Source organism: Reyranella sp. (assembly GCF_030651995.1).
Classification (GTDB): Bacteria; Pseudomonadota; Alphaproteobacteria; order Reyranellales; family Reyranellaceae; genus Reyranella.
Window position 1 is genome coordinate 20,954 of sequence record NZ_JAUSBN010000061.1, and the last position, 22,509, is coordinate 43,462.

General features: G+C 66.6%; 23 protein-coding genes. 13 read left to right on the forward strand and 10 right to left on the reverse strand.

Annotated elements, in window-relative coordinates; all coding sequences use genetic code 11:
- The first annotated feature begins 58 nt into the window (after positions 1 to 58).
- The 5 genes from Q7V45_RS18860 to Q7V45_RS18880 are packed head-to-tail and all read left to right on the forward strand — an operon-like array spanning position 59 to position 6,170.
- A complete protein-coding gene (locus Q7V45_RS18860; protein ID WP_304854851.1) occupies positions 59 to 1,135 on the forward strand; it encodes an isopenicillin N synthase family oxygenase in 1,077 nt (358 codons plus the stop codon).
- Between the two features lie 4 nt (positions 1,136 to 1,139).
- Positions 1,140 to 2,720: an ABC transporter substrate-binding protein gene (locus Q7V45_RS18865; protein WP_304854854.1), complete on the forward strand. Its 1,581-nt coding sequence runs from the start codon at positions 1,140 to 1,142 to the stop codon at positions 2,718 to 2,720.
- A gap of 23 nt (positions 2,721 to 2,743) precedes the next feature.
- Positions 2,744 to 4,012 carry an MFS transporter gene (locus Q7V45_RS18870; protein ID WP_304854857.1) on the forward strand — a complete coding sequence of 423 codons (1,269 nt, stop codon included), beginning with the start codon at positions 2,744 to 2,746 and terminating at the stop codon, positions 4,010 to 4,012.
- A gap of 35 nt (positions 4,013 to 4,047) precedes the next feature.
- Positions 4,048 to 5,304: an MFS transporter gene (locus Q7V45_RS18875; RefSeq protein ID WP_304854860.1), complete on the forward strand. Its 1,257-nt coding sequence runs from the start codon at positions 4,048 to 4,050 to the stop codon at positions 5,302 to 5,304.
- Positions 5,301 to 6,170 (forward strand): amidohydrolase, encoded by an 870-nt coding sequence (locus Q7V45_RS18880; RefSeq protein WP_304854864.1) that lies wholly within the window; start codon positions 5,301 to 5,303, stop codon positions 6,168 to 6,170. Before Q7V45_RS18875 ends, Q7V45_RS18880 begins: the two co-directional genes overlap by 4 nt.
- Here the strand turns inward: Q7V45_RS18880 and Q7V45_RS18885 are convergent.
- From Q7V45_RS18885 to Q7V45_RS18895, 3 genes are read right to left on the reverse strand one after another with little or no spacing between them, the layout of a single operon-like run.
- Positions 6,167 to 7,240: a rhodanese-like domain-containing protein gene (locus Q7V45_RS18885; RefSeq protein WP_304854866.1), complete on the reverse strand. Its 1,074-nt coding sequence runs from the start codon at positions 7,238 to 7,240 to the stop codon at positions 6,167 to 6,169. The genes Q7V45_RS18880 and Q7V45_RS18885 overlap by 4 nt on opposite strands.
- A 14-nt stretch (positions 7,241 to 7,254) precedes the next feature.
- Positions 7,255 to 8,205 carry an aldo/keto reductase gene (locus Q7V45_RS18890; RefSeq protein WP_304854868.1) on the reverse strand — a complete coding sequence of 317 codons (951 nt, stop codon included), beginning with the start codon at positions 8,203 to 8,205 and terminating at the stop codon, positions 7,255 to 7,257.
- A gap of 19 nt (positions 8,206 to 8,224) precedes the next feature.
- Positions 8,225 to 10,243, reverse strand: a complete 2,019-nt coding sequence (locus Q7V45_RS18895) for a mechanosensitive ion channel family protein (protein ID WP_304854870.1) — start codon at positions 10,241 to 10,243, stop codon at positions 8,225 to 8,227.
- Positions 10,244 to 10,326: 83 nt separating this feature from the next.
- On the opposite strand from Q7V45_RS18895, the gene Q7V45_RS18900 reads away from it, so the two are divergent.
- Positions 10,327 to 11,973, forward strand: a complete 1,647-nt coding sequence (locus tag Q7V45_RS18900) for a 3-(methylthio)propionyl-CoA ligase (RefSeq protein WP_304854873.1) — start codon at positions 10,327 to 10,329, stop codon at positions 11,971 to 11,973.
- A gap of 114 nt (positions 11,974 to 12,087) precedes the next feature.
- Here Q7V45_RS18900 and Q7V45_RS18905 read toward each other — a convergent pair whose 3' ends face one another.
- Positions 12,088 to 12,519, reverse strand: a complete 432-nt coding sequence (locus Q7V45_RS18905; RefSeq protein WP_370692627.1) for a DUF1772 domain-containing protein — start codon at positions 12,517 to 12,519, stop codon at positions 12,088 to 12,090.
- A 90-nt stretch (positions 12,520 to 12,609) separates the two neighbouring features.
- On the opposite strand from Q7V45_RS18905, the gene Q7V45_RS18910 reads away from it, so the two are divergent.
- Genes Q7V45_RS18910 through Q7V45_RS18930 form a run of 5 tightly spaced genes read left to right on the forward strand, consistent with a single transcriptional unit; the run spans position 12,610 to position 17,563 of the window.
- Positions 12,610 to 13,596: an isopenicillin N synthase family oxygenase gene (locus Q7V45_RS18910; RefSeq protein WP_304854874.1), complete on the forward strand. Its 987-nt coding sequence runs from the start codon at positions 12,610 to 12,612 to the stop codon at positions 13,594 to 13,596.
- Entirely contained in the window at positions 13,593 to 14,585 is a 993-nt protein-coding gene (locus tag Q7V45_RS18915) for an isopenicillin N synthase family oxygenase (RefSeq protein WP_304854876.1), read from the forward strand. The genes Q7V45_RS18910 and Q7V45_RS18915 overlap by 4 nt, the downstream gene beginning before the upstream one ends.
- Positions 14,582 to 14,719 carry a hypothetical protein gene (locus tag Q7V45_RS18920; RefSeq protein ID WP_304854878.1) on the forward strand — a complete coding sequence of 46 codons (138 nt, stop codon included), beginning with the start codon at positions 14,582 to 14,584 and terminating at the stop codon, positions 14,717 to 14,719. Before Q7V45_RS18915 ends, Q7V45_RS18920 begins: the two co-directional genes overlap by 4 nt.
- A gap of 50 nt (positions 14,720 to 14,769) precedes the next feature.
- Positions 14,770 to 15,918 (forward strand): mandelate racemase/muconate lactonizing enzyme family protein, encoded by a 1,149-nt coding sequence (locus Q7V45_RS18925; protein WP_304854881.1) that lies wholly within the window; start codon positions 14,770 to 14,772, stop codon positions 15,916 to 15,918.
- 13 nt (positions 15,919 to 15,931) lie between these two features.
- On the forward strand, positions 15,932 to 17,563 hold the full coding sequence (locus Q7V45_RS18930; RefSeq protein WP_304854883.1) for a long-chain-fatty-acid--CoA ligase: 1,632 nt from the start codon (positions 15,932 to 15,934) through the stop codon (positions 17,561 to 17,563).
- On the opposite strand, the gene Q7V45_RS18935 is transcribed toward Q7V45_RS18930, so the two are convergent.
- The 3 genes from Q7V45_RS18935 to Q7V45_RS18945 are packed head-to-tail and all read right to left on the reverse strand — an operon-like array spanning position 17,542 to position 19,297.
- Positions 17,542 to 18,210 carry a cation transporter gene (locus Q7V45_RS18935; RefSeq protein WP_304854884.1) on the reverse strand — a complete coding sequence of 223 codons (669 nt, stop codon included), beginning with the start codon at positions 18,208 to 18,210 and terminating at the stop codon, positions 17,542 to 17,544. The two genes, Q7V45_RS18930 and Q7V45_RS18935, sit on opposite strands and share 22 nt — an antisense overlap.
- Position 18,211: 1 nt before the next feature.
- On the reverse strand, positions 18,212 to 18,520 hold the full coding sequence (locus Q7V45_RS18940) for a helix-turn-helix transcriptional regulator (protein WP_304854887.1): 309 nt from the start codon (positions 18,518 to 18,520) through the stop codon (positions 18,212 to 18,214).
- 57 nt (positions 18,521 to 18,577) lie between these two features.
- Complete coding sequence (locus Q7V45_RS18945) at positions 18,578 to 19,297, reverse strand: DMT family transporter (RefSeq protein ID WP_304854889.1); 720 nt, start codon at positions 19,295 to 19,297, stop codon at positions 18,578 to 18,580.
- Here Q7V45_RS18945 and Q7V45_RS18950 point away from each other — a divergent pair.
- Positions 19,262 to 19,540 (forward strand): YafY family protein, encoded by a 279-nt coding sequence (locus tag Q7V45_RS18950; RefSeq protein ID WP_304854891.1) that lies wholly within the window; start codon positions 19,262 to 19,264, stop codon positions 19,538 to 19,540. The genes Q7V45_RS18945 and Q7V45_RS18950 overlap by 36 nt on opposite strands.
- A 130-nt stretch (positions 19,541 to 19,670) precedes the next feature.
- Here Q7V45_RS18950 and Q7V45_RS18955 read toward each other — a convergent pair whose 3' ends face one another.
- The gene (locus tag Q7V45_RS18955; RefSeq protein WP_304854894.1) at positions 19,671 to 20,201 is read right to left on the reverse strand and encodes a chromate transporter; all 531 of its coding nucleotides are present in this window, start codon (positions 20,199 to 20,201) and stop codon (positions 19,671 to 19,673) included.
- A complete protein-coding gene (locus tag Q7V45_RS18960; protein WP_304854962.1) occupies positions 20,198 to 20,761 on the reverse strand; it encodes a chromate transporter in 564 nt (187 codons plus the stop codon). Before Q7V45_RS18960 ends, Q7V45_RS18955 begins: the two co-directional genes overlap by 4 nt.
- 73 nt (positions 20,762 to 20,834) lie before the next feature.
- Here Q7V45_RS18960 and Q7V45_RS18965 point away from each other — a divergent pair, with 73 nt between their 5' ends.
- Positions 20,835 to 21,725 (forward strand): TauD/TfdA family dioxygenase, encoded by an 891-nt coding sequence (locus Q7V45_RS18965; RefSeq protein WP_304854896.1) that lies wholly within the window; start codon positions 20,835 to 20,837, stop codon positions 21,723 to 21,725.
- Between the two features lie 161 nt (positions 21,726 to 21,886).
- On the opposite strand, the gene Q7V45_RS18970 is transcribed toward Q7V45_RS18965, so the two are convergent.
- Positions 21,887 to 22,453, reverse strand: a complete 567-nt coding sequence (locus Q7V45_RS18970; protein WP_304854897.1) for a dihydrofolate reductase family protein — start codon at positions 22,451 to 22,453, stop codon at positions 21,887 to 21,889.
- Positions 22,454 to 22,509: the final 56 nt, after the last annotated feature.

Below are 22,509 nucleotides of genomic sequence, written 5' to 3' on the forward strand. Positions count from 1 at the left end.
TTTTGCAGGGTCTCCAGCGCGCGTGTTAGCGTTCGCGTATTGAATTCGGAGGTCGTCGATGCAGCCATCCATCCAACCCGTGAGGACGCAGCCTCTCTCTCCTCCCCTGATCGGCGGCGAGATTCCGCTGATCGATGTCTCGGCCTATCTCGCGGGCGTTCCCGGCGCCGCCGAGAAGGCCGCGGCCGAGTTGCGCTACGCCTTCGAGAATGTCGGCTTCTACTATCTTGCAGGCCACGGCGTGCCGCAGACGCTGATCGACGCCACCTATGAGGCGGCTGCCCGCTTCCATGCCCAGCCGATGGATGCCAAGCTCGCGGTCAAGGTCGACGAGCACAATATCGGCTACATGCCAATCGCGCAGAAAGCGCCGCCCAACGCCGCCGCGCAGGGCAAGAAGCCGAGCCAGAACGAGGCCTACTTCCTGCGCCGCGAGCGCGCCGCCAGCGATCCGGATGTGATCTCGGGCCGCCGCTTCCATGCGCCGAACAAGTGGCCGGCCGACCTGCCGGGATTTCGCGAGACCGCGCTCGAATACATCTCCACGCTCGAGAAACTCTGCCAGAAACTCGTGAAGCTCTACGCGCTGGCGCTCGATCTCCCGGAGACCTACTTCGATGCCTGCTTCGCCAAACCGCACATGATCCTGCGCATGTCGCGCTATCCGCAGATCGACGGCGCCGACGAGAGCGTCGAGAGCCTGGTGCCGCACACCGACTCCGGCTTCATGACCCTGCTGCCGCCCAACAAGGTGCAGGGCCTGTCGATCCTGCTTCCCGACGGACACTGGATGGAAGCACCCGGCCTCGAGAACGCCTTCGTCGTGAATGGCGGCGACATCCTGCACCGCTGGACCAACGAGCGCTTCCTGTCGACGCCGCATCGGGTACGCAACGTCTCCGGACAGGTCCGCTACGCCATTCCGTTCTTCTGCGATCCCGACCACGACACGATGATCGAGTGCCTGCCGTCCTGCCAGTCGCCCGAGAAGCCGGCGAAGTATCCGCCGATCAAGTTCGGCGACTACGCGCTGTGGTTCGCGGCCCAGCGCTATGGCCACATGTCGAAGGTCCAGGCGCCGTCCGAGGCCGAGATCGCGCCCGGCGAGCGTGCCACCTCCCGCTGGCAGGCCTGATCCGATGCGCCTTCGCGACCTGCTCGCGGCCGGCTCCGCCGCCGCCCTCCTCCTCGCCTCGCCCGCCTTCGCCCAGACGAAGACCATCAAGGCGGTGATGCACTCGGACCTCAAGGTCCTCGACCCGATCTGGACGACCGCCAACATCGTGCGCAACCACGGCTACATGGTGTGGGACACGCTGTTCGCGATGGACGAGAAGCTGCAGGCGCAGCCCCAGATGGTCGACACCTGGACCTTGAGCGACGACAAGCTCACCTACACCTTCACGTTGCGCGACGGCCTGAAGTGGCACGACGGCAAGCCCGTCACATCCGAGGACTGCATCGCCTCGCTGAAGCGCTGGGGTGCGCGCGATTCGACGGGCGTGAAGATGCTGAGCTTCGTCTCCTCGTTGGAGCCGGTGAACGACAAAGCGTTCAGGATCGTGCTGAAGGAGCCCTACGGGCTGCTGATCGATTCGCTGGCCAAGCCTGGCGGGTCGACCCCACTGATGATGCCCAAGCGCATCGCCGACACCGATCCCGCCAAGCAGATCTCCGAGTTCATCGGCTCCGGCCCCTTCATCTTCAAGGCCGACGAGTGGAAGCCCGGCGACAAGACCGTCTATGTGAAGAACCCCGACTACAAGCCGCGGCCGGAGCCGGCCTCAGGCCTGGCCGGCGGCAAGGTCGCCAAGGTCGATCGTGTCGAGTGGCTGGCCATCCCCGACCACCAGACCGCGGTGAACGCGCTGCTGGCCGGGGAGATCGACTATATCGAGGCGCCGCCGCACGACCTGAAGTCGCTGCTGCTGGCCGACAAGAACATCAGGCTCGAGGTCTACAACAAGATCGGCGCGCAGTACGTCTTCCGCTGGAACACCGTCGTCCCGCCCTTCAACAACGAGAAGGTGCGACGCGCCGCGGAGTATGCCTTCGACCAGAAGGCTTTTCTCCAGGGCGTGATCGGCGACGAGAAGTATTACCAGACCTGCGATGCCATGTTCGTCTGCGGCACGCCGCTCGAATCCACTGCCGGCATGGAAGGGCTGGTACGGGGCAACTTCGCCAAATCGAGGGAGCTGCTCAAGGAGGCGGGCTATGACGGCACGCCGATCGTGATGCTGCACACCACCGACATCGCCGTCCTGACCAATGCCGGACCGATCGCCAAGGACCTGCTCGAGAAGGGCGGCTTCAAGGTGCAGATGGTGCCGCTCGACTTCCAGGCCATCGTCGCGCGGCGCCTGCGCAAGACACTGCCGCAGGATGGCGGCTGGAACGGCTTCATGACCGCCTGGCTGTCGGTGGACATGATGAACCCTCTGACCAACAGCATGCTCACCGCCTCGTGCGACAAGGCCAATTTCGGCTGGCCCTGCGACGCCGAGGTCGAGAGGCTGCGCGACGCCTTCGCGCGGGCGCCCGACCTCGAGAGCCGCAAGAAGATCGCGGCCGAGTTGCAGGCGCGCGCCATCACCTACGGCACGCACGTTCCGCTCGGCCAGTACACGCTGCCGACCGCGACGCGCTCGGACCGTCTGAGCGGCGTGGTCACGAGTCCCGTGCCGGTGTTCTGGAACATCGAGAAGAAGGGCAACTGACGCCGATCGCGCCGGCGCCGACGGTGTTTTCCGAGAAGACCCGCATCATCGGCGCCGGTGCCATCGGCAACGTCCTAGAATGGTTCGATTTCGCGATCTACGGCTATTTCGCGATCACCATCGGCCAAGCCTTCTTCCCGCACCAGGATCCGCTGGCGCAGTTGCTTTCTACCTTCGGCGTCTTCGCGATCGGCTGCCTGATGCGGCCGCTGGGGAGCCTCCTGTCGGGCAGCATCGGCGACCGCTACGGCCGGCGCGCCGCGCTCACCGTCTCGATGACGGCGATGGCCTTCTCGACCTTCCTCGTCGGTATCCTGCCGGGCTACGAGACCCTGGGAATGGCGGCTCCCCTGCTCCTGACGGCTCTGCGCATGGTGCAGGGCCTGTCGCTCGGCGGCGAGTGCCCGACCGCCTTCATCTTCATGATCGAGCATGCGGGCGCGCGCAAGCGTGGCCTGGCCGGCGCAATGGCGACCGGCGGCAACGCGGCCGGACTCCTCCTCGGATCTGTATCCGGTGCGCTCCTCACCGCCGTGATGCCGCCGGAGGTTCTGCAGGACTGGGGCTGGAGGCTGCCGTTCCTGCTCGGCCTTCCGGTCGGGTTGATGGGCCTCTGGCTGCGCCGGGGCGTGCCCGAGCCGCCTCGGGACACCAGTATTGTGGAGACCCCCGTGCGGGAGGTGTTCAACCACCATCTCTGGCTGGTGGCGCGCCTGGCGTGCATGGGTTCGCTGGGCACCGTGACGTTTTTCGTCATCTTCCTCTACCTGGTGAGCTGGCTGCAGGTCATCGATGGTGTCTCGCCGGTGCGCGCCCTCGGCTTTAGTTCGATCGCGATGGCTGCGGCTCTCCCGATCTACCTTTCCGCAGGCTGGTTGAGCGACCGGATCGGCCGGCGGAAGCTGCTCCTCGGCGGGATGGCGGCGGCCCTGGTGGGCGCGTTCCCTCTGTTCTGGCTCATGCACCACGCCGATCCCATCCTGGTCCTCGCTGGCGAACTGGGCTTCGTTCTGATCATCGGCATCGTATTCGGCATCGAACCGGCCTTCATGGTGGAAGCGACGCCCGCCCCGATCCGCTGCACGGCAGTGGCACTCGGCTTCAATCTCCCGGCAGGCATCCTGGGCGGGCTCGCGCCGCTCGCGGCGACCTGGCTGATCCACCGAACAGGGAACGACCTCAGCCCCGCCTTCCTCATCATGGGGGCGGCGGCGATTTCCCTGGTCGCGACGGCCTCGTTCCGCGACAGAACGGGGATGCCCGACGACCGGCCTGCCGAAAGTCCGAAGTAATGCCCGCCTGCCCTCTCATGGCATAGTCGGGGAAGATGACCCCCGCCAGCACTCGCCGCATCGTTGCGGCCGGTACCATCGGCAACCTGCTCGAATGGTATGATTTCGCGATCTACGGCTATTTCGCCGCCACGATCGGTCGTGTCTTCTTCCCCGCCGAGAATCCAGTGGCGCAGGTCCTGGCCGCCTTCGGCATCTTCGCGCTGGGCTATCTGATGCGCCCGCTGGGCGGCATCGTGGTCGGCCATATCGGCGACCGCTACGGCAGGCGTGCCGCCCTCACCTTCTCGATCGCGGCCATGGCGGTCCCGACCTTCCTGGTGGGCCTGCTGCCGGGATACGAGACGCTCGGAATGGCGGCGCCGATCCTGCTCACCCTGTTGCGGATGGTGCAGGGACTGTCGGTCGGCGGCGAGGCCACCACGGCAATGGTCTTCCTGGTCGAACAGGCACCGCCCGGGCGCCGCGGCCTGGTCGGAAGCTTCTGCTCGCTGGCCGCCACCGGCGGCTTTCTCCTGGGCTCGGCGATCGGCGCCACTTTCGCCGCGCTCCTGCCGGCGGAAGCGCTCGCCGCCTGGGGCTGGCGCGTGCCGTTCCTGCTCGGCCTGGTGCTGGGCATCGTCGGCTGGTGGATCCGCCAGGTCATCGTCGAGGAGGCGCCACCCAAGGCGGGCCACGGTTCGCCTCTGGTCGAGACCCTGCGCCATCATGGCCGTGCGGTGATGCGCGTCGCCGGCATCACGATCTTCAACGCCGTCGGCTTCTACCTGATGTTCCTCTACGTCGTGACCTGGCTGCAAACCGTCGACGGCATCGCGCCGGCGCGTGCGCTGGAGATCAATACCGTCAGCATGTTCTTCCTGCTCCCGGTGATGCTCCTGTCCGGCTGGCTGTCGGATCGCCTCGGCCGCCGTCCGCTGATGTTCGTGGCGATGATCCTGGGCTTCGTCGGCGCGCTGCCGTTCCTGTGGCTGATGCATCACCCCGATCCGAGGCTGATCCTGGTGGGACAACTCGCCCTGGTGGTGCCGGCCGGCATGGGCCTCGGCATCATCCCCTCCCTCCTGACCGAAGCGGTGGCGGGCCGGGTCCGCTGCACGGCCATTTCACTGGGCTACAACATCGCCTTTGGCGTGATCGGCGGGCTGACGCCGCTCACCGCGGCCTGGCTGGTCGCCCGCACCGAGATGGACCTGAGCCCGGCCTGGCTGCTCATGGGCGCCGCCGCCATCTCCATCGCCACCCTCCTCACCTTCCGCGAGACGTCGCGCGACGCGACGTTGCCACCGTGAAGATCACACGTCGCGCGCTGGCGCCGATGGCGCTGGCGGCGGCGGCGCTTCCGGCCCGGGCAGCGCCTCCTCCCTGGATCGACGCACACACCCACGCGTTCGTGCGCGGGCTCAAGCTCGCCGTCGATGCACGCTATGCGCCGGCCTACGACGCGTCCTGGGAGACGTTGCTGAAGCTGGCCGAGGCCAACGGCGTCGGCCGTACGGTGCTGCTGCAGCCCTCGTTCCTGGGATACGACAATTCCTACCTGTTCGCGGCGCTCAAGGCCGAGCCGCAGCGCTTCCGCGGCGTGCCGTGGATTTCGCCCTCGGTCGAAACGCGGCCCGAAGAGTGGGAGGAGATGGCGCGGATCGGCGTGCGTGGCCTGCGCTTCCCGATCTTCGGCCTGCCGACCCCGCAATGGTCGGCCTATCACGAGATGCTGGGCGAGGCGCTGAAGCGAGACTGGCCGATCCATCTCTATGTCGAGAGCAAGCGCCTGCCCGAGATGCTGCCGTTCCTGCTCGACGGCGGCCACAAGGTCGTGATCCCGCACTACGGCATGTTCGACCGTACCCTGGGTCCGGCGCGCGATCCCGGCTTCAAGGCCCTGCTCGAGAGCTCGAAAACCGGCCGCGTCTTCGTCGTGATGTGCGGCGCCTATCGGGTCGGCCCGGAGCGCGCCCGCCAGGCCGCGCCGATGCTGCTCGACGCTTTCGGCGCCGAGCGCCTGATGTGGGGCAGCGACTGGCCGCACACCGACACCGATCTGAATCGCGTCACGACCTATCCGATCACGCTCAGAACCTTCGAGGACTGGGTGCCGAACGAGGCTATGCGACGCACCATCCTGATCGACACGCCGACGAAGCTCTATGGATTCTAAGCCGATCCGCCCTCGACGGCGCGGCCTTCGGCGCGCCAGCGCAGCATGCCGCCGGGGAGGTTGGCGACGTCGGCCAGGCCCGCCTTCTGCAGGATCGCGGTGGCATGGGCAGAGCGGCTGCCGGCGCGACAGACGGCGACGACCGGCTTGTCCTTCGGCAGATCTTTCGCGCGCGCCGCCAGCTCGCCCAGAGGAACCAGGGTGGCGCCCCGGATATGGCCGAGCGGGCCGGAGAACTCGGCCGGCTCGCGCACGTCGACGACATGCACCTTCGCCAGATTCTCCTCGAGCCAGTGCGGCTCGACCTCCCAGACGCCGCCGAAGGTGAAGCGCAGGGGCGCCCAGCCGGGCTCGGCCGGTGGCGGAGTCTCGTTGCCGGGCTGGCCGCAGCGCAGGTTGGCGGGCACCGCCTCGTCGATCTTCTTCGGGTGAGGCAGGTCGAGGTTCTTCATGTAGCCGACATAGTCGCTTTCGCCGACCTCGCCGCCCAGCCGTGGATTGAACCGCTTCTCTTCGGCGACGCTGCTGACCGTAAGGCCGCGATAGTCGTGCGCGGGATAGAGCAGGCAGCTCTCGGGCAGCGCGAAGATGCGCGAGCGGACCGAGCGGTAGAGGGCGCGCGGATCGCCCTGCTGGAAATCGGTGCGGCCGGAACCGCGGATCAGCAGGCAGTCGCCGGTGAAGGCCATGCTCTCATCGTCGAGCACGTAGGTGACGCAGCCGGAGGTGTGGCCGGGCGTGGCTCGGACCTCGAGCGAGCGTCGTCCGAATGCGATCCGGTCGCCATCCTCCAGCAGGCGGTCGGCGCCCGCCGCGCCCGACCCTGCCGACAGCGCGATCCGGCTGCCCAACCGCTGCTTCAGCAGCCAGGCGCCTGTGACATGGTCGGCGTGGACGTGGGTGTCGAGCGTCCAGGCGAGCGTGAGCCCCAGTTCGCCGATCAGCGCCGCATCGCGCCGCGCCTGCTCGAACACCGGGTCGATCAACAGTGCCTCTTTCGAGACGCTGCAGCCAAGCAGATAGGTGTAGGTCGACGAGGTAGGATCAAAGAGCTGGCGGAAGACGAGCATCGGCTTCTCCTTTGTCAGGCCGGCCCGCTGGCCCTGTCGAGCGCAGCGACCGATTCGGGATCGAGTTCCAGGGTCGTCGAATTGAGCACGTCGTCGAGCTGCTTCAGGCTTGTCGCGCTGACGATCGGCGCCGTGATCGACTTGCGCTGCAGCAGCCAGGCAAGCGCGACCTGTGCGAGCGTCGCGCCGTTCTTTTCGGCGGCATCGTCGAGTGCCTTCAGAACGGCCGTACCCTTGGGATTGATGTACTTCTTCACACCGGCGCCACGCTGGGCGGTGCCGACATCGGCCTCGGACCGGTACTTGCCCGTCAGAAAGCCACTGGCCAGCGAATAGTAGGGGATGACGCCGATCCCCTGCTTCAGGCACTCGTCCTCCAGCGCGCCCTCGAACAGGCCGCGCTCCATCAGATTGTAGTGCGGCTGCAGACTCTCGTAGCGCGGCAGGCCCTTCTCCTTCGCGATCTTCGCGGCCTCGGCAAGACGGGGCGCATCGAAGTTGGAGGCGCCGATGCAGCGGATCTTGCCCGCCTTGATCAGCTCGGCATAGGTCGAGAGAGTCTCCTCCTGCGGCGTGTCCTTGTCGTCCTTGTGCGACTGGAAGAGATCGATGCGGTCGGTGTTGAGCCGCTTCAGCGAGGCGTCCACCGACTCCTTGATATTCTTGGCGGAGAGCGCGCCGCTCGGCAGGCCCATGCCGCACTTGGTGGCCAGCACGATCCTGTCGCGCTTGGACGGATCCTTCTTCAGCCAGGTGCCGATCACCGTTTCGCTCTCGCCGCCCTTGTTGCCCGGGAACCAACGCGAATAGACGTCGGCGGTGTCGACGAAGGAGAAGCCGGCATCGACGAAGGCGTCGAGAAGCTTGTGCGACGTCGCCTCGTCGGCGGTCCAGCCGAAGACGTTGCCGCCGAAGGCGATGGGAACGAACTCGAGGTCGGACTTGCCGAGTTTGCGCTTCTGCATCTGTGACTCCTCTGGAGAACTATTCGGCGGCCTTGGGAGGCATGACAGGAGACGCCACGGTCTTTTCTTCGGCCAGCGGCGGCACCGCGGGCGTCGCCGGTATCGGGAACAGATAGTTGTTCCCTGTTGCAAACTGGATGCCGAGCGCCGGGAACTGCTCGTACATGCGCCGGATCGCCATGCGCTGGACCATGGTGGGATTCTTGGGCCGCGCCATGAACTTGAACCGCACGATCAGCGAATTGTCCTTGATGTCGACGACGCCCTGCATCTTCAGCGGTTGCAGCAGGATGGGCTTGAACTGCGGCTCCTCCATCAACTGGAGGCCGATCTTCTTCACCGTCTTGCGCAGCAGCTCGACATCCGTACCGTTGGCGAAGGCGATGTTGAACTTCACCACCGTCCAGTCGCGGCTGAAGTTGGTGATGTGGGCAATCTGCCCGAACGGCACGATGTTGAGCTGGCCGTTCTGGTGCCGCAGCTTCAGCGAGCGGACGCTGAACCCCTCGACGGTGCCCTTCACCTTACTGCAATCGATGTATTCGCCGATACGGAAGGAGTCTTCGGCCAGGAAGAAGACGCCCGACACGATGTCCCGCACCAGCGACTGGCTGCCGAAGGAAATGGCCAGGCCGAGAACAGAGGCGCCGGCAATCAGCGGCGTGATGTTGACGCCCAGCTCCGCCAGGACCAGCAGGCCGCCGATGACGGCAATGGCGGCGCCCGCAACGACGCGCAGCAGCGGCATCAGAGTGCGCAGCCGGGAAGCCGCGACCTGGACCTCCTCCTCCGAGTCCCCCGAGACGTCGGCCGAGGGCAGCGGATTGGAGGCGATGTAGGAGTCCATGCGGTACTTAAGGAACCGCCAGCCGGCGTAGATGGCGACCGCGGTGATCGCCGCCATCTTGGCCCCGCGATCGTGCGCGACCCATTCTTCAGCCGTCGCCGCGGCGAGCACCCGGACCATCAGCGCCTCGGCGATCAGGATCGCCACATAGAGACGCACGAGCAGCCGCACGCAGTCGGCCACCACGTCGCCCGCCATCGGCAGCTCGGAGACGATGTGGCGCGTGATGCGGTGCATCAGCGTCTCGAACAGCAGCAACGCGATCAGGGCCGATTCGATCGTCGTCATGCCGCGCGCGGCGGTGCCGCTCTCCGTCAGCGCCGCATACACCGAGGCGAGGCCCAGGAGCGCGTAGAAGAAGAGGCCGCCCATCCACCAGTTGCGGGCCGCATCGAGCTTGAGCTGCCGGGTGAAGCCGGTCGGAGGCACCATGGCCGTCAGCCAGGCCGCCATATCGAACCGCCAGCGCCAGACGATGGCAAGCAGCAGCACCGAGACGAGCGGTACGTAGAGAATGATGGCGGCACTCGTCATTTCGCGGTTTGCCCCCGTCCCATCGAGAGCACGCGCCGCGAGACTGCCCAGCAAGGGCAGCAGAATGACGAGGTCCAGTGCGACCAGCAGACGGCGCGCCGTGGCGTCATCCACCGGGGCGATACGGCCCTCGGCCAGGTGCGGGCGCAGGAAGGCGCGGAACACCAGATTGAAGGCGCGCCAGTAGACGAGTGCATGGAGCACCATCTGGCCAAGCCTGGACCCGAGGCTATCGGACGGCCCGAGTTGGCCCAGCACCAGCCGCCCCGCAACGGCCAGCGCCACCAGGGCGAGCGCGTCGAGCAGGAGCGCGCGGAAGAAGGCGCGCAGCGGCGTCTTGCTGGCCAAACGGTCGAAGGCATGGACACGCGCGCGGCTCAGGATCAGGCGGGCAATGAACTCGGCGATCAGGCCGGCCACGACGATGCCGACCAGAAGCAGCGCCGTGCGACCGCCGATCGTCTGCGGCAGAGCCAGGAGATGCGTGCCGAGTGCGGGAATCTGCGCGACCGTGAACTCGAAACGCTCGGTCATCAGCAGCAGGAACCCGGCCGAAGCGCTATGGCCGCCGGTCACCGTCTGGGCCGTCGCCGGAAACGCCCAGGTGGCGGCCAGAGCGCCGATCGCGGAGGCGCCGCCACCGCTTGACCGTTTCATCGATTCTCCCCCAAAGGATGTCTTCCCGAACCTAAGGCAATTGGCGCCCAGCCACCAGACGACACGACAGGAGAGATGCCCCGATGCTCGGCCTCATGCAGGATCGCCCGCTTCTGATTTCGCAGCTCATCGAGCATGCCGCCCTCAACCACGGCGATACCGAGATCGTCTCCCGCACCGTCGAAGGCCCGATCCACCGCTACACCTACCGCGATGCGAACAAGCGCGCCAAGAAGGTCGCCGAGGCCCTGCTCGCCCTCGGCATCAAGGTCGGCGACCGCATCGGAACGCTGGCCTGGAACGGCTATCGCCATTTCGAACTCTACTACGGCATCTCCGGCATGGGCGCGGTCTGCCACACGATCAACCCGCGGCTCTTCCCCGAGCAGATCGTCTACATCGTGAACCACGCCGAGGATCAGCTCCTCTTCGTCGACCTCAACCTGCTGCCGGCGGTCGAGAAGCTGCTGCCGCAGATGAAGGGCGTGCGCCACGTCGTGGCGATGACCGACCGCGCCCACCTTCCCAAGGACTGCAATATCCCCAACCTGCTGGTCTACGAGGAGCTGATCGCCGACAAGCCCGGCACCTACGAGTGGCCGGAGTTCGACGAGCGCACCGCCTCGTCGCTCTGCTACACGTCGGGCACGACGGGCAATCCCAAGGGTGTGCTCTATCACCATCGCTCGACGATCCTGCACGCCTACGGCGCGGCGCTGCCCGACACGCTGAACCTCTCGGCCCGCTCGGTGGTGCTGCCCGTGGTGCCGATGTTCCACGTCAATGCCTGGGGCCTGCCCTACTCTGCGGCTCTCGTCGGCGCCAAGCTCGTCTTCCCCGGTGTCGCCCTCGACGGCGCCAGCCTGCACGAGCTGTTCGAGAAGGAGCGCGTCACCTTCACCGCCGGCGTGCCGACCGTGTGGCTGGCGCTGCTGAACCACATGAAGGCCAACAAGCTCAAGCTCTCGACCGTGAAATACGCCGTGATCGGCGGCTCGGCTGCCCCGCCCGCCATGATCGAAACCTTCGACAAGGAGTTCGGCGTCGAGGTGCTGCATGCCTGGGGCATGAGCGAGATGAGCCCTCTGGGCACGGTGAATCATCCCAAGGAGAAGCATCTCGACTTCTCGCCCGCGGACCTGCTGCAGGTGCGACTGAAGCAGGGACGCCCGCCTTACGGCGTCGACATGATGATCGTCGACGATGCCGGCAACGAGCTGCCGCGCGACGGCAAGGCGTTTGGCGACCTGCTGGTGCGCGGCCCCTGGATCACCTCGGGCTACTTCAAGGGTGAAGGCGGCGAGGTGCTTCGCGAGATTGCGGGCAAGGGCGGCGGCTGGTTCGCCACCGGCGACGTCGCCACCATCGATCCCGACGGCTACATGCAGATCACCGACCGTTCAAAGGACGTGATCAAGTCCGGCGGCGAGTGGATCAGCTCGATCGACCTCGAGAACGCCGCCATGGCCCATCCCGCCGTCGCCGAAGCAGCCGTCATTGGGGTCGCGCATCCGAAATGGGACGAACGCCCGCTGCTGATCGTGCACAGGAAGCCCGACGCCCAGATCGACAAGCAGGAGCTGGTCGAGTTCCTCGCGACCAAGGTCGCCAAATGGTGGCTGCCCGACGATGTGCAGTTCGTCGACGCGATCCCCCATACCGCCACCGGCAAGATCCTGAAGACCCGCCTGCGCGAGGACTTCAAGGATTACAAGCTGCCGACGGCTTAATTGTCGTCCTGAGCGGAGCGAAGGACCTGCCGGAACGACCGAAGGACTCTTTGGCGGGCGCGAGATCCTTCGCTTCGCTCAGGATGACAGGACTTGTCATGCTCGCGTCGTTCCTCAACTCAACGCCGCCCAGAGAAACAACAGGGTCGCCCCGATGCCGAGCATCGTGCGCTTGTGGTGCAGCTTGCCCCAGCGCCGCAGCAGCGTGTGGCTGTCCTCGCCGGCGTCGTCGAGTTCGATTGCCTTGAGCTCGTTGTTGATGGGCATGATCATCAGGGCGGTGTAGGCCCAGTTGGCTCCCATCAGGATGGCGCCGACGATCCAGAGCTCGTCGCGCGTCTGCCACCACGCCGCCATGCCCAGCACGAATCCCAGGGCGGCCAGCGATCCCTGCATGATCGTCCCCCGCCTGTAGGCAGGCTTCCACTGCTGGAGCTGCGCGCGGTCGTCCAGTTCGGACCGCGCCGGGTGCTCGGCGAAGCTCACGTAGAAGGCCGCACCGGCGAAGAGCGACGCCGTCACAAGGGCCAGAATTCCGAAGATCATGACATTCCTTCCTTGCGCGCTGGACCGCGGCGCCGTGGCGGCATTATCGTCCGTTCCGGGCGAAATAGGGAGCCCGAGGAGGAGCAGACCGTGGCCACCGAAACAATTCCCGTCATCGATCTTGGCCCCTATCTGTCGGGCGAGCCCGGCGCGATGGACCGCACCGCAAAGGAGCTACGCTTCGCGCTGACCGAAATCGGCTTCTACTTCATCGTGAACCACGGCATCGCGCGCGAGAAGATCGCCGGCATGTTCGCCGAGGTGAAGCGTTTCCACGACCAGCCGGTCGAGAAGAAGCTCGAGCTCAAGCTCGACCAGCACAATACCGGCTACCTCCCGATGCGCGGCAACACGCTGCGCACCTCGACCGTCCAAACCGGAACCAAGGCCAACCTCAACGAGGCCTTCTTCGTGAAGCGCGAGATGGCGCCGGATCATCCCGACGTGCTGTCGGGCCGGCGCTTCCGCGGCCTCAACCGCTGGCCCGACCTGCCTGGCTTCCGCGACACCGTCGTCGACTATTGCAACGAGATGGAGCGGCTGGTGCAGAAGATGGTGCGGCTCTACGCCCGCGCCCTCGATCTGCCGGCCAACTATTTCGACGCGGCTTTCGCCGAGCCGATGTTCTCGATGCGCATGACGCACTATCCGCCGCAGGACGGTCCGGTCGAAGACGAGTTCGGCCTGGCGCCGCACACCGACACCAGCTTCCTCACCCTGCTCGCGCCCAACGAGGTGCAGGGCCTGTCGATCCGCAGCCAGAGCGGCAGCTGGATCGACATGCCGGCGATCGACAACGCCTATGTCGTGAATGGCGGGCAGATGCTGCAGCGCTACACCAACGACACGTTCCTCGCGACGCCGCACCGTGCGATCAACAAGACCAGCGGTGCGCGCTATGCCTTGCCCTTCTTCTGCGACAGCGGCATCGACTGGCCGGTCGCCGCCGTGCCGACCACGGTCGGTCCCGACAAGCCGCCGAAATATCCCACCACCTGGTACAGCGACTACATGACCTGGTACCTGAAGCGGAACTACGACGTGCTCAACACGGAGGCCCAGCAGGCCGCCGAATGAGCCCTCGCGCCGACGCCATCCCGATCATCGATCTCGGCCCCTGTCTGGCGGGCGAACCCGGCGCGATCGAGTGCGCCTCCCGGGAGCTGCGCGCCGCGCTGACCGAAATCGGTTTCTATTTCGTGGTCAATCACGGCGTGCCGCCGGACCTGATCCGAAACACTTTCCATCAGGCCGCACGGTTTCATGCCCTGCCGCTGGATCGCAAGATGGACGTCAGGATCGACAGGCATAATGTCGGGTACCTGCCGATGCGGGGCGATACGCTGCGCACCTCCACGGTCCAGACCGTCACCAAGCCCAATCTCAACGAAGCCTTCTTCGTCGCGCGCGATCTCCCCGCCGACCACCCCGACGTCGTGGCCGACCGGCGCTTCCGCAGCGCCAACCGGTGGCCGTCGGACCTGCCGGGCTTTCGCGAGGCCGTCGTTGCCTATTGCGACACCATGGAGCGGCTGGTCCGCAGGCTGGTGCCGCTCTATGCCAGCGCCCTCGGCCTGCCGCCGACATACTTCGACGCGCCCTTCGCCGAGCCGCAATACAAGCTGCGCATGACGCATTATCCCAATCAACCGGCCCTCGCCGACGACGAGTTCGGCATTGCCCCGCACACCGACACCAGCTTCCTCACCCTGCTGGCGCCCAACGACGTGCCCGGCCTGTCGATCCGCAGCCGGGACGGGCGCTGGATCGAGGCGCCCGTCCTGCCCGATGCCTACCTCGTGAATGGCGGGCAGTTGCTGCAGCGCTGGACCAACGACGTCTGCCTCGCCACGCCGCATCGCGCCGTCAACCGCAGCGGCGGCGAGCGCTACGCCCTGGCCTTCTTCTGCGACAATACCATCGACTGGCCGATCGCCGCCGTGCCGACCACGGTCGGCCCCGACAGGCCGCCGAAGTACCCCACGACCTGCTACACCGACTACATGGTCGAGTATCAGAAGCGGACCTACGACCTGCTGAATTCCGACCCGCAAGCCGCCGAATGAGCGAGGGGATCAAGCTCGCGCCGACGTCGCGCTCCCTCTCAGCCAGCATCATGGCGACGGCGCGCCGCGCCCGTACGGTCACCGTGACCGATCCGTTCGCCAACAGGCTTACCTTCAGCGAACCGAGCGACTAGAGTTCCCTCTCCATCGGCGGAAAGCCGAGGTCCGGGAGGAACATGAGAAAATGAGCGGGGCGACCCTCGCCCGCGTCGAAGCCCACGTCTTCCGCACGCCCATCGCGGAGCCGGTCCGCACCTCCTTCGGCACCATGACCGAACGGGCGGCCGTGTTCGTACGCGTCGAGGATTCCGACGGCGCCCGCGGCTGGGGCGAGATCTGGTGCAATTTCCCCAACGCCGCCGCCGAACATCGCGCGCTGCTGTTCGCCGACATCGTGGCGCCGCGCGCGCTGGGCCGGTCGCTCGACGATCCGGTCGGCCTGTGGGGCGAGATCGACCGCGCCCTGCACGTGCTGCGCGTCCAGAGCGGCGATGCCGGGGCGCTCTCCGCCGCAGCCGCCGGCCTCGACCTCGCGATCCACGATCTGCGGGCGCGCAAGCGCGGCCTGCCGCTGTGGCGTGCGCTGGGCGGCACCGACGATGCGCCCGTCCCCGCCTATGCGTCGGGCCTCAATCCCGGGCGCGCCGCCTACGACACGGTCGGCCGCATGCGCGCAGCGGGCTATCGCGCCTTCAAGATCAAGGTCGGTTTCGGCGAGGAGACCGATCTCGGTTCGCTGCGCCCCGTAACCGCAGAACTGCAGGAAGGCGAGCGGCTGATGGTCGACGCCAACCAGGGATGGGACCTGCGCACTGCGTGTGCGATGGCACCGAAACTCGCCGAATTCGGTCTGGGCTGGATCGAGGAGCCGCTGATGGCCGACCGGCCCCTGTCGGAGTGGACGCAGGTCGCAGCCGTTGCGCCGACCCGGCTGGCCGCCGGCGAGAACCTGCGCGGCGCCGGCCCCTTCCAGGAAGCCATCGACAGCGGCCTGTTCGGGGTGATCCAACCCGATGCCGCCAAGTGGGGTGGCCATTCCGGTTGCCTGCCGGTTGCCCGTGCCGCCCTCGCCGCCGGCCGCACCTTCTGTCCGCACTTCCTGGGCGGCGGCATCGGCCTCCTCCATTCCCTGCACCTGCTCGCCGCGGCGCGCGGACCGGGCTTGCTGGAGGTCGACGCGAACCCGAATCCCCTGCGCGAGGGCATCCTTCAGGATGTTTTTTCGGTCCGTGACGGCCGCGTCAGCCTTCCCGGCGGGCAAGGACTCGGTCTAGAACCGGACATCAAGCCGCTCCTACCCCTAAGAAGCCTACATATCGAGCGGCGCGCGTAAGAGAGGAAACGCCATGCTGGGTTTGATGCAAGACCGTCCGCTGCTGATCTCGCAGATCATCGATTATGCGGCCGCCGCCTATCCCGACGTCGAGATCGTGACGCGGACCGTCGAGGGCCCGATTCACCGCTACGGCTACAAGGACGCGCACAAGCGCGCCAAGCAGCTCGCCGAAGCGCTGCAGGGGCTCGGCATCAAGCTCGGTGACCGGGTCGGCACCATCGCCTGGAACACCTACCGGCATTTCGAGCTCTACTTCGGCATCTCCGGCATCGGCGCCGTCCTGCACACGCTGAACCCGCGCCTGGCGCCCGAGCATGTGGCCTATATCGCCAACCACGCCGAGGACCAGATCCTCTTCGTCGACCTGAACCTGATGCCGATCGTCGAGGGCGTCTGGGACCAGCTCAAGACCGTGAAGCATGTCGTGGTCATGACCGACCGCGCCCACATGCCGACCTCGGCCAAGATCCCCAACCTGCTCTGCTACGAGGAGCTGATCGCCGACAAGCCCGGCACCCTCACGTGGCCGGAGTTCGACGAGAAGACCGCCTCGTCGCTCTGCTACACGTCGGGCACCACGGGCAATCCGAAGGGCGTGCTCTATTCGCACCGCTCCACGATGATCCATTCGATGATGATGTGCTCGGGCCCGGTACTGGCGCTCGATCCCGACACCACCATCCTTCCCGTCGTGCCGATGTTCCACGCCAACGCCTGGGGCCTCGTCTATGCCGGCCCCTTCTGCGGCACCAAGCTGGTGTTCCCGGGCTTCAAGCTCGACGGCGCCAGCATCTACGAACTGCTCGACAAGGAGCAGGTGACCCTGTCGGCCGGCGTGCCGACCGTGTGGCTGGCCCTGCTCGACTACTGCCAGCAGAACAAGCTCAAGATGTCGTCGGTCAAGCGCACCCTGATCGGCGGTTCGGCCGTTCCCTACGCCATGATCGAGCGCTTCTGGAAGGAGCATGGCGTCGAGGTCGCCCAGGGCTGGGGCATGACCGAGATGAGCCCGCTCGGCACCTTGACCCGGTTCAACCGTGGCGAACGCGACCTGCCCGACGCCGAGCGGTTTGCCATCACCGCCAAGCAGGGCCGCCCAGTATTCGGCTGCGAGATGAAGATCATCGACGATGCCGGCAACGACCTGCCGCTGGACGGCAGCGTCTCGGGCAACATGGTCGTTCGCGGTCCGTGGATCGTGAAGGGCTACATGAAGGGCGACGGCAGGAGCCAGTTCATCGAGAACGACTGGTTCCACACCGGCGACGTCTGCAAGATCGAGAGCGACGGCTCGGTCGTCATCACCGACCGTTCCAAGGACGTGATCAAGTCGGGCGGCGAATGGATCAGCTCGATCGACCTCGAGAATGCCGCCATGGGCTGCCCCGGCGTGGCCGAGGCCGCGGTGATCGGGGTGGCCCATCCCAAGTGGGACGAGCGCCCCCTGCTCATCGTCGTCCGCCGCCCAGATGCTTCGGTTGAGAAGGGCGACGTCCTGAAGTTCCTCGACGGCAAGATCGCCAAGTGGTGGATGCCCGACGACGTGCAGTTCGTCGACGCCATCCCGCACGGCGCCACCGGCAAGATCCTGAAGACGGCGCTGCGCAAGCAGTTCGAAGCCTACAAGCTCCCGACCGCCTGAGCGCTGCCGCCCCGAGGGCGGCGCAACTCGACCAGGGCCTGGCGCGTCACCTGGAACGCGCCGACCAGGGCGAGCCCGGACATGATCGCGGCGACGATGTAGTCCGGCCAGCCGGTGCCCGAGCCGAACACGCCCGCCGCGGCGACCAGCACGGCGACGTTGCCGATCGCATCGTTGCGCGTGCAGATCCAGACGGAGCGCATGTTGCTGTCGCCCTCGCGCCAGCGATAGAGCAGCAGCGCCACGCCGAAGTTGGCGGTCAGCGCCAGGGCGCCGACCACGCCCATCACCGGCGCCGCCGGGACGGTGCCGGCCATCGCGTGATTGATCGTTGTGATGGCGATCCACAGGCCAAAGGCGCCCATGCTGGCGGCCTTCAACAGCGAGGCGCGGGCCCGCCACTGGATCGCCATGCCCAGCACGAAGAGGCTGATGCCGTAGTTGCCGGCGTCGCCCAGGAAGTCGAGCGAGTCCGCCAGCAGCGAGACCGACTGCGCGGCGACGCCGGCGCCGATCTCGATGGCGAACATGGCGAGGTTCACCGCCAGCGCGATCCACAGGATGTGCCGGTAGGCGGGCGAGGCCGCTGCAGCTGCGCCGTGGTCATGGCCGGGACCGTGCGAATGGGCGTGACAGCTCGCGCTCATGTCAATGCTCCGCGATGTGGTTGACCATGTCCTCGACCATGCGGCGGACATGGAGGTCATCGGCTTTGTAGTAGACCTGCTTGCCATGCCGGTCGGCCCGCACCAGGCGCGCGCCCTTCAGCAGCCGCAGGTGATGGCTGACCAGCGACACCGACAGGCCAAGCCGGTCGGCGATGTCCGACACCGCGAGCGGCGTGCGCAGGCAGGAGACCACGATCTTCAGCCGCGTGGGATCGCCCAGCAGCCGGAACAGGTCGGCCAGCGCCACCGCATGGTCGGCGGACAGGAGGATATTCTTTGATTTTGACATTTGAACAACTGTTTAAATGTAAGAAGACCCCTCCCTGCCGTCAACCCCTCACAATCGTTACGTTATTGCCTCCTGTGGACGGCGGATCGCGATGTCGCAAACCACAGCCGCGACGACGATCGCGCCTCCCGCGAGGGTCATCCAGCCCGGCATCTCGGCAAAGGCCAGCCAGACCCAGAGCGTGCCGAGCGGCGTCTGCAGCACGCCGATGCCGAACTGGCTCGTGCCGAACAGGGCGAGCAGCACCAGCTCCTCACCGCTCACCGCCGGCGGCCGCGCGAACGGCAGCACGATCAGCGCGCAGAGGACGGCCGAGAGCCCGACCGCCGGCAGCATGCTGATCCCGGGGTTGCGCCGGATCAGAACCAGCACGATCGACATCAGCACTGCCATGCCGAAGGCCAGCCGGTTGCCCGCGACTCGTCCACCCGATGCCGCTGCCCCCATCATCACCGCCACGCCGACGACGGCGGCCAGCGTGGCCCCCAACGTGACCCATTCCTCGCGCTCTCCGATCACCTGCCAGGCGATGCCCGCCGTCACGAAGGGGATCGTCGCGTCGATCACCAGTACGTCGGCCACGGTCGAGAGGCGCAACGCGTTCAGGAAGCACACGGTCGCCACGGCCGAGCACAGCGCGATCAGCAGACTCCCGAAGCGCTGCGCCGGCAGCTCGCGTCGACGCCCTTCTACGTCTCGCCCGGCGACACTGTCGAACCTCAGGGCGTCGACCTTGCCGACGTGCGCACCGCGATCCGCGACAGCCGCAAGCTCCACGTCGCCTATGCCGACGAGACGGGCCGGCGTACCAACCGCACCATCTGGCCGATCGCCATGGCCTACTATGTCGATGTCACGCTGATCGGCGCCTGGTGCGAGCTGCGCAACGGCTACCGCAACTTCCGGGTCGAGCGCATCCAGTCGTCGACAGTCCTCGATGAGCCTTTCGACCAGGACAATGGCCGCCTGTTCCGCGAATGGGCGGACCTGCCGAAGGTGAAGCCTGTCCCGTCGCCCTGAGCGGAGCGCAGCGTAGTCGAAGGGCCTCTTTTCGCATCAGCGGACCGTGCGTCGGAAAATAGATCCTTCGACTGCGCCGCCCTGCGGGCGACTTCGCTCAGGATGACGGAATGCCTTAAACGGCTCCTAGTCACAAAACATGCAGCGCCGCCACGTTGACGATCGCGCCGCTGCCCAGCGCCCACAGGGGATTGCGCCGTGTCGTATAGACGAAGACGGTCGTGGCGAGGCTGATCAGAACGGTGACGGCGTCGCGGTCCACGGTGCGCATCATCGAGAGGCCCGAGGCCAGCATCATGCCGAGCGCGACGGGTATCAATGCGTCGCGCAGCACCGCGACGGCCGGATGATGCGACCAGCGCGTGAGCACACGACCGGCGAAATAGGCGAGCACGCTCGACGGGATCAGCAGAGCGAATGTCGCCACCAGCAGGCCCGGCAGACCCGCGACCTGCCAGCCGATCAGGCTGACGAAGATCACGTTGGGGCCGGGCGAGGCATTGGCGATGGCGAAAGCGCTTGCGAACGTCGCATCGGTCATCCAGCCGTGGATGTCGACGACCTGGCGATGGATCTCGGGCAGCAGCGCATTCACGCCGCCGATCGAGACCAGCGACAGCAGCGCGAAAGTCCGCGCCAGCTCGGCCAGCACACCGGTCACTTGCGGCGCTCCCACCAGGTCGCGGCGATGGCGGTCGGCACCAGCACGAGGACCACGGCCACGAGCGGCCAGCGCAGCAGGCCGATCGCCGCAAAGCCCGCGGCACCGATGACATAGGAGAGCGGCGTCGGCCGGATGTTGCGGATCATCTTGAGCGCCGTGCCCAGAACGAGGCCAGCGGAGGCCGCTGCCGCCCCGATCAACGCCGCCCCCACCTCGGGGATCGTGGCGACGCGTTCGTAGACGATTGCCAGCGCGGTTACGATGACCAGCGGCATCGCCATCTGCCCCACGAGGCAGAGCAGGACGCCGACGATCCCCTGGTTCCGGTCGCCGATGATGACGGCGGCGTTGATCGTGTTGGGCCCGGGCAGGACCTGGCCGATGCCCAGGATCTCGGCGAACTCCCGATCGCTGAGCCAGCGCCGCTCCTCGACGATGATGTGGCGGGCCCACGGCGCCACGCCGCCGAAGCCCAGCAGGCCGATCTTGAGGAAGCCGAAGAAGAGTTCCGCCTTGCTTATGTTGCGGCGCGGCGTGGCCGGAATGTCATGCTGCATTGCGAGCAAGGTTAGCAAAATTCAGTCCATCCGCCTCGCCGGCCGTTCCCAAGCGCGCTAGCCTCTTCCCACCATGAGCAAAGCCATTCACCCGATCGATCCACAGAACCGCCCGTTCTTCGCCGGCGAGGTGTCAGGCATCGATCTCACCCAGCGCCTGAGCGACGCGGAAGTCGCCTTCATCCATGACGGGATGAACCACTACGGCGTGCTGGTGTTCCGCGACCAGCATCTCGACGACGAGAGCCAGCTGGCCTTCAGCCGCCAGCTCGGGCCGCTCGAACAGGCGACCGGGGACATCATGCCGCCCGAGGAACGGCGCATGAGCATGGACCTGAACGACATCTCGAACCTCGACCGCCACGGCAACGTGCTGGCGCGCGACGATCGCCGCCGTCTGTTCAGCCTCGGCAACCAGCTCTGGCATTCCGACAGTTCGTTCAAGGATGTGCCGGCCCTCTATTCCCTCCTGTCGGCCCGTACCATCCCGTCGGCCGGCGGCAACACCGAATTCGCCGACATGCGCGCGGCCTACGATGCGCTCGACGAGGCGACCAAGCGCGAGGTCCAGGACCTGATTTGCCTGCACAGCCAGATCTATTCGCGCGGCATGCTGGGCTTCGAGGATTTCACCGAGGCCGAGCGCGTGAAGTGGGCACCGGTACGCCAGCGCCTGGTGCGCCGCCATCCGGGCTCCGGCCGCCTGTCGCTTTATCTGGCGAGCCATGCCGGCGGCATCGAGGGCTGGCCGATGCCCGAGGCGCGCGCCTTCCTGCGCGATCTCACCGAGCACGCCACGCAGCGCCGGTTCGTCTATGCCCATGTCTGGCGACCCTTCGACCTGGTGATGTGGGACAACCGCGCCACCATGCACCGCGCCCGCCGCTTCAACTCCACCGAAGTGCGCGACATGCGCCGCACCACGCTCACCAACATCGTCTCAAGCCTGGAGCAGGCGCCATGAGCACCGGGCCGGGGCTCAGAGATCGCACTCGAAGCGGCTTACGATGGGCTGGAGCTCGATTCTAGGTTCTTGTCATCCCGAGCGGAGCGAAGGATCTCACATTCGCCACGGAGTCCATTGCTCGATCCGTCAGGTCCTTCGCGGCGCTCAGGACGATCGGGTTAACCCTTCGGCACCCACTCCTCGAGCCGCGTGTTGGTCGCGGGGTCGAGCATGCGGGTCGCGCGCAGGACCATGCCGTGCTTGGCGAGGACTTCCTCCGGCGTTGCATTCTTGCCGACGCCCGGGAAGACCGGCCGGCCTCGCGGCACGCTGGCATCGGTACGCGTCAGGAAAAACGTATCGTAGCCGATGTTGAGGAACAGGCCGAACACGTCGGTGCCACCGACCACCGCCAGCGTTCCATCATCGACATTTAGCTTCATCCAAGCCTCCTCGAACGGCGCCGAGGCAGGATTCCACAGGATGGCGTTGGCATTATCGGGATCGGGCACGACGCGCTCGACGCGGCGGGTCAGGACTATTCGGCGGCGTGCCGCTTCCTTCGGCCCACCTTCCGCGGAGTGCCGGCCGTTGGCGACCGCGCCTGCCCGGTTGACCGAGTCCTGATAGAATTTCTGGTCGGCCGGGATCTTCAGGGTTTCCGGGAAGGACCCGTCCGAAGCCGCGATCATGCCTTCGCTGGAAATGATCGCAAATCCCTCGATGCGCGGCCGCCTACTGGTCATGGACTGCCCCTGAAAACACCCGATGTGCCGGACAACGAACCTGCCGGCCGATGGAT

What these genes read in the sequence shown, in the direction of transcription:
- Q7V45_RS18860 (WP_304854851.1), top strand. Translation starts at nt 59, where the DNA reads ATGCAGCCATCCATCCAACCCGTGAGGACGCAGCCTCTCTCTCCTCCC.
- Q7V45_RS18865 (WP_304854854.1), top strand. Translation starts at nt 1,140, where the DNA reads ATGCGCCTTCGCGACCTGCTCGCGGCCGGCTCCGCCGCCGCCCTCCTC.
- Q7V45_RS18875 (WP_304854860.1), top strand. Translation starts at nt 4,048, where the DNA reads ATGACCCCCGCCAGCACTCGCCGCATCGTTGCGGCCGGTACCATCGGC.
- Q7V45_RS18885 (WP_304854866.1), bottom strand. Translation starts at nt 7,240, where the DNA reads ATGCTCGTCTTCCGCCAGCTCTTTGATCCTACCTCGTCGACCTACACC.
- Q7V45_RS18890 (WP_304854868.1), bottom strand. Translation starts at nt 8,205, where the DNA reads ATGCAGAAGCGCAAACTCGGCAAGTCCGACCTCGAGTTCGTTCCCATC.
- Q7V45_RS18895 (WP_304854870.1), bottom strand. Translation starts at nt 10,243, where the DNA reads ATGAAACGGTCAAGCGGTGGCGGCGCCTCCGCGATCGGCGCTCTGGCC.
- Q7V45_RS18900 (WP_304854873.1), top strand. Translation starts at nt 10,327, where the DNA reads ATGCTCGGCCTCATGCAGGATCGCCCGCTTCTGATTTCGCAGCTCATC.
- Q7V45_RS18905 (WP_370692627.1), bottom strand. Translation starts at nt 12,519, where the DNA reads ATGATCTTCGGAATTCTGGCCCTTGTGACGGCGTCGCTCTTCGCCGGT.
- Q7V45_RS18915 (WP_304854876.1), top strand. Translation starts at nt 13,593, where the DNA reads ATGAGCCCTCGCGCCGACGCCATCCCGATCATCGATCTCGGCCCCTGT.
- Q7V45_RS18920 (WP_304854878.1), top strand. Translation starts at nt 14,582, where the DNA reads ATGAGCGAGGGGATCAAGCTCGCGCCGACGTCGCGCTCCCTCTCAGCC.
- Q7V45_RS18925 (WP_304854881.1), top strand. Translation starts at nt 14,770, where the DNA reads ATGAGCGGGGCGACCCTCGCCCGCGTCGAAGCCCACGTCTTCCGCACG.
- Q7V45_RS18930 (WP_304854883.1), top strand. Translation starts at nt 15,932, where the DNA reads ATGCTGGGTTTGATGCAAGACCGTCCGCTGCTGATCTCGCAGATCATC.
- Q7V45_RS18935 (WP_304854884.1), bottom strand. Translation starts at nt 18,210, where the DNA reads ATGAGCGCGAGCTGTCACGCCCATTCGCACGGTCCCGGCCATGACCAC.
- Q7V45_RS18940 (WP_304854887.1), bottom strand. Translation starts at nt 18,520, where the DNA reads ATGTCAAAATCAAAGAATATCCTCCTGTCCGCCGACCATGCGGTGGCG.
- Q7V45_RS18960 (WP_304854962.1), bottom strand. Translation starts at nt 20,761, where the DNA reads ATGCAGCATGACATTCCGGCCACGCCGCGCCGCAACATAAGCAAGGCG.
- Q7V45_RS18965 (WP_304854896.1), top strand. Translation starts at nt 20,835, where the DNA reads ATGAGCAAAGCCATTCACCCGATCGATCCACAGAACCGCCCGTTCTTC.
- Q7V45_RS18970 (WP_304854897.1), bottom strand. Translation starts at nt 22,453, where the DNA reads ATGACCAGTAGGCGGCCGCGCATCGAGGGATTTGCGATCATTTCCAGC.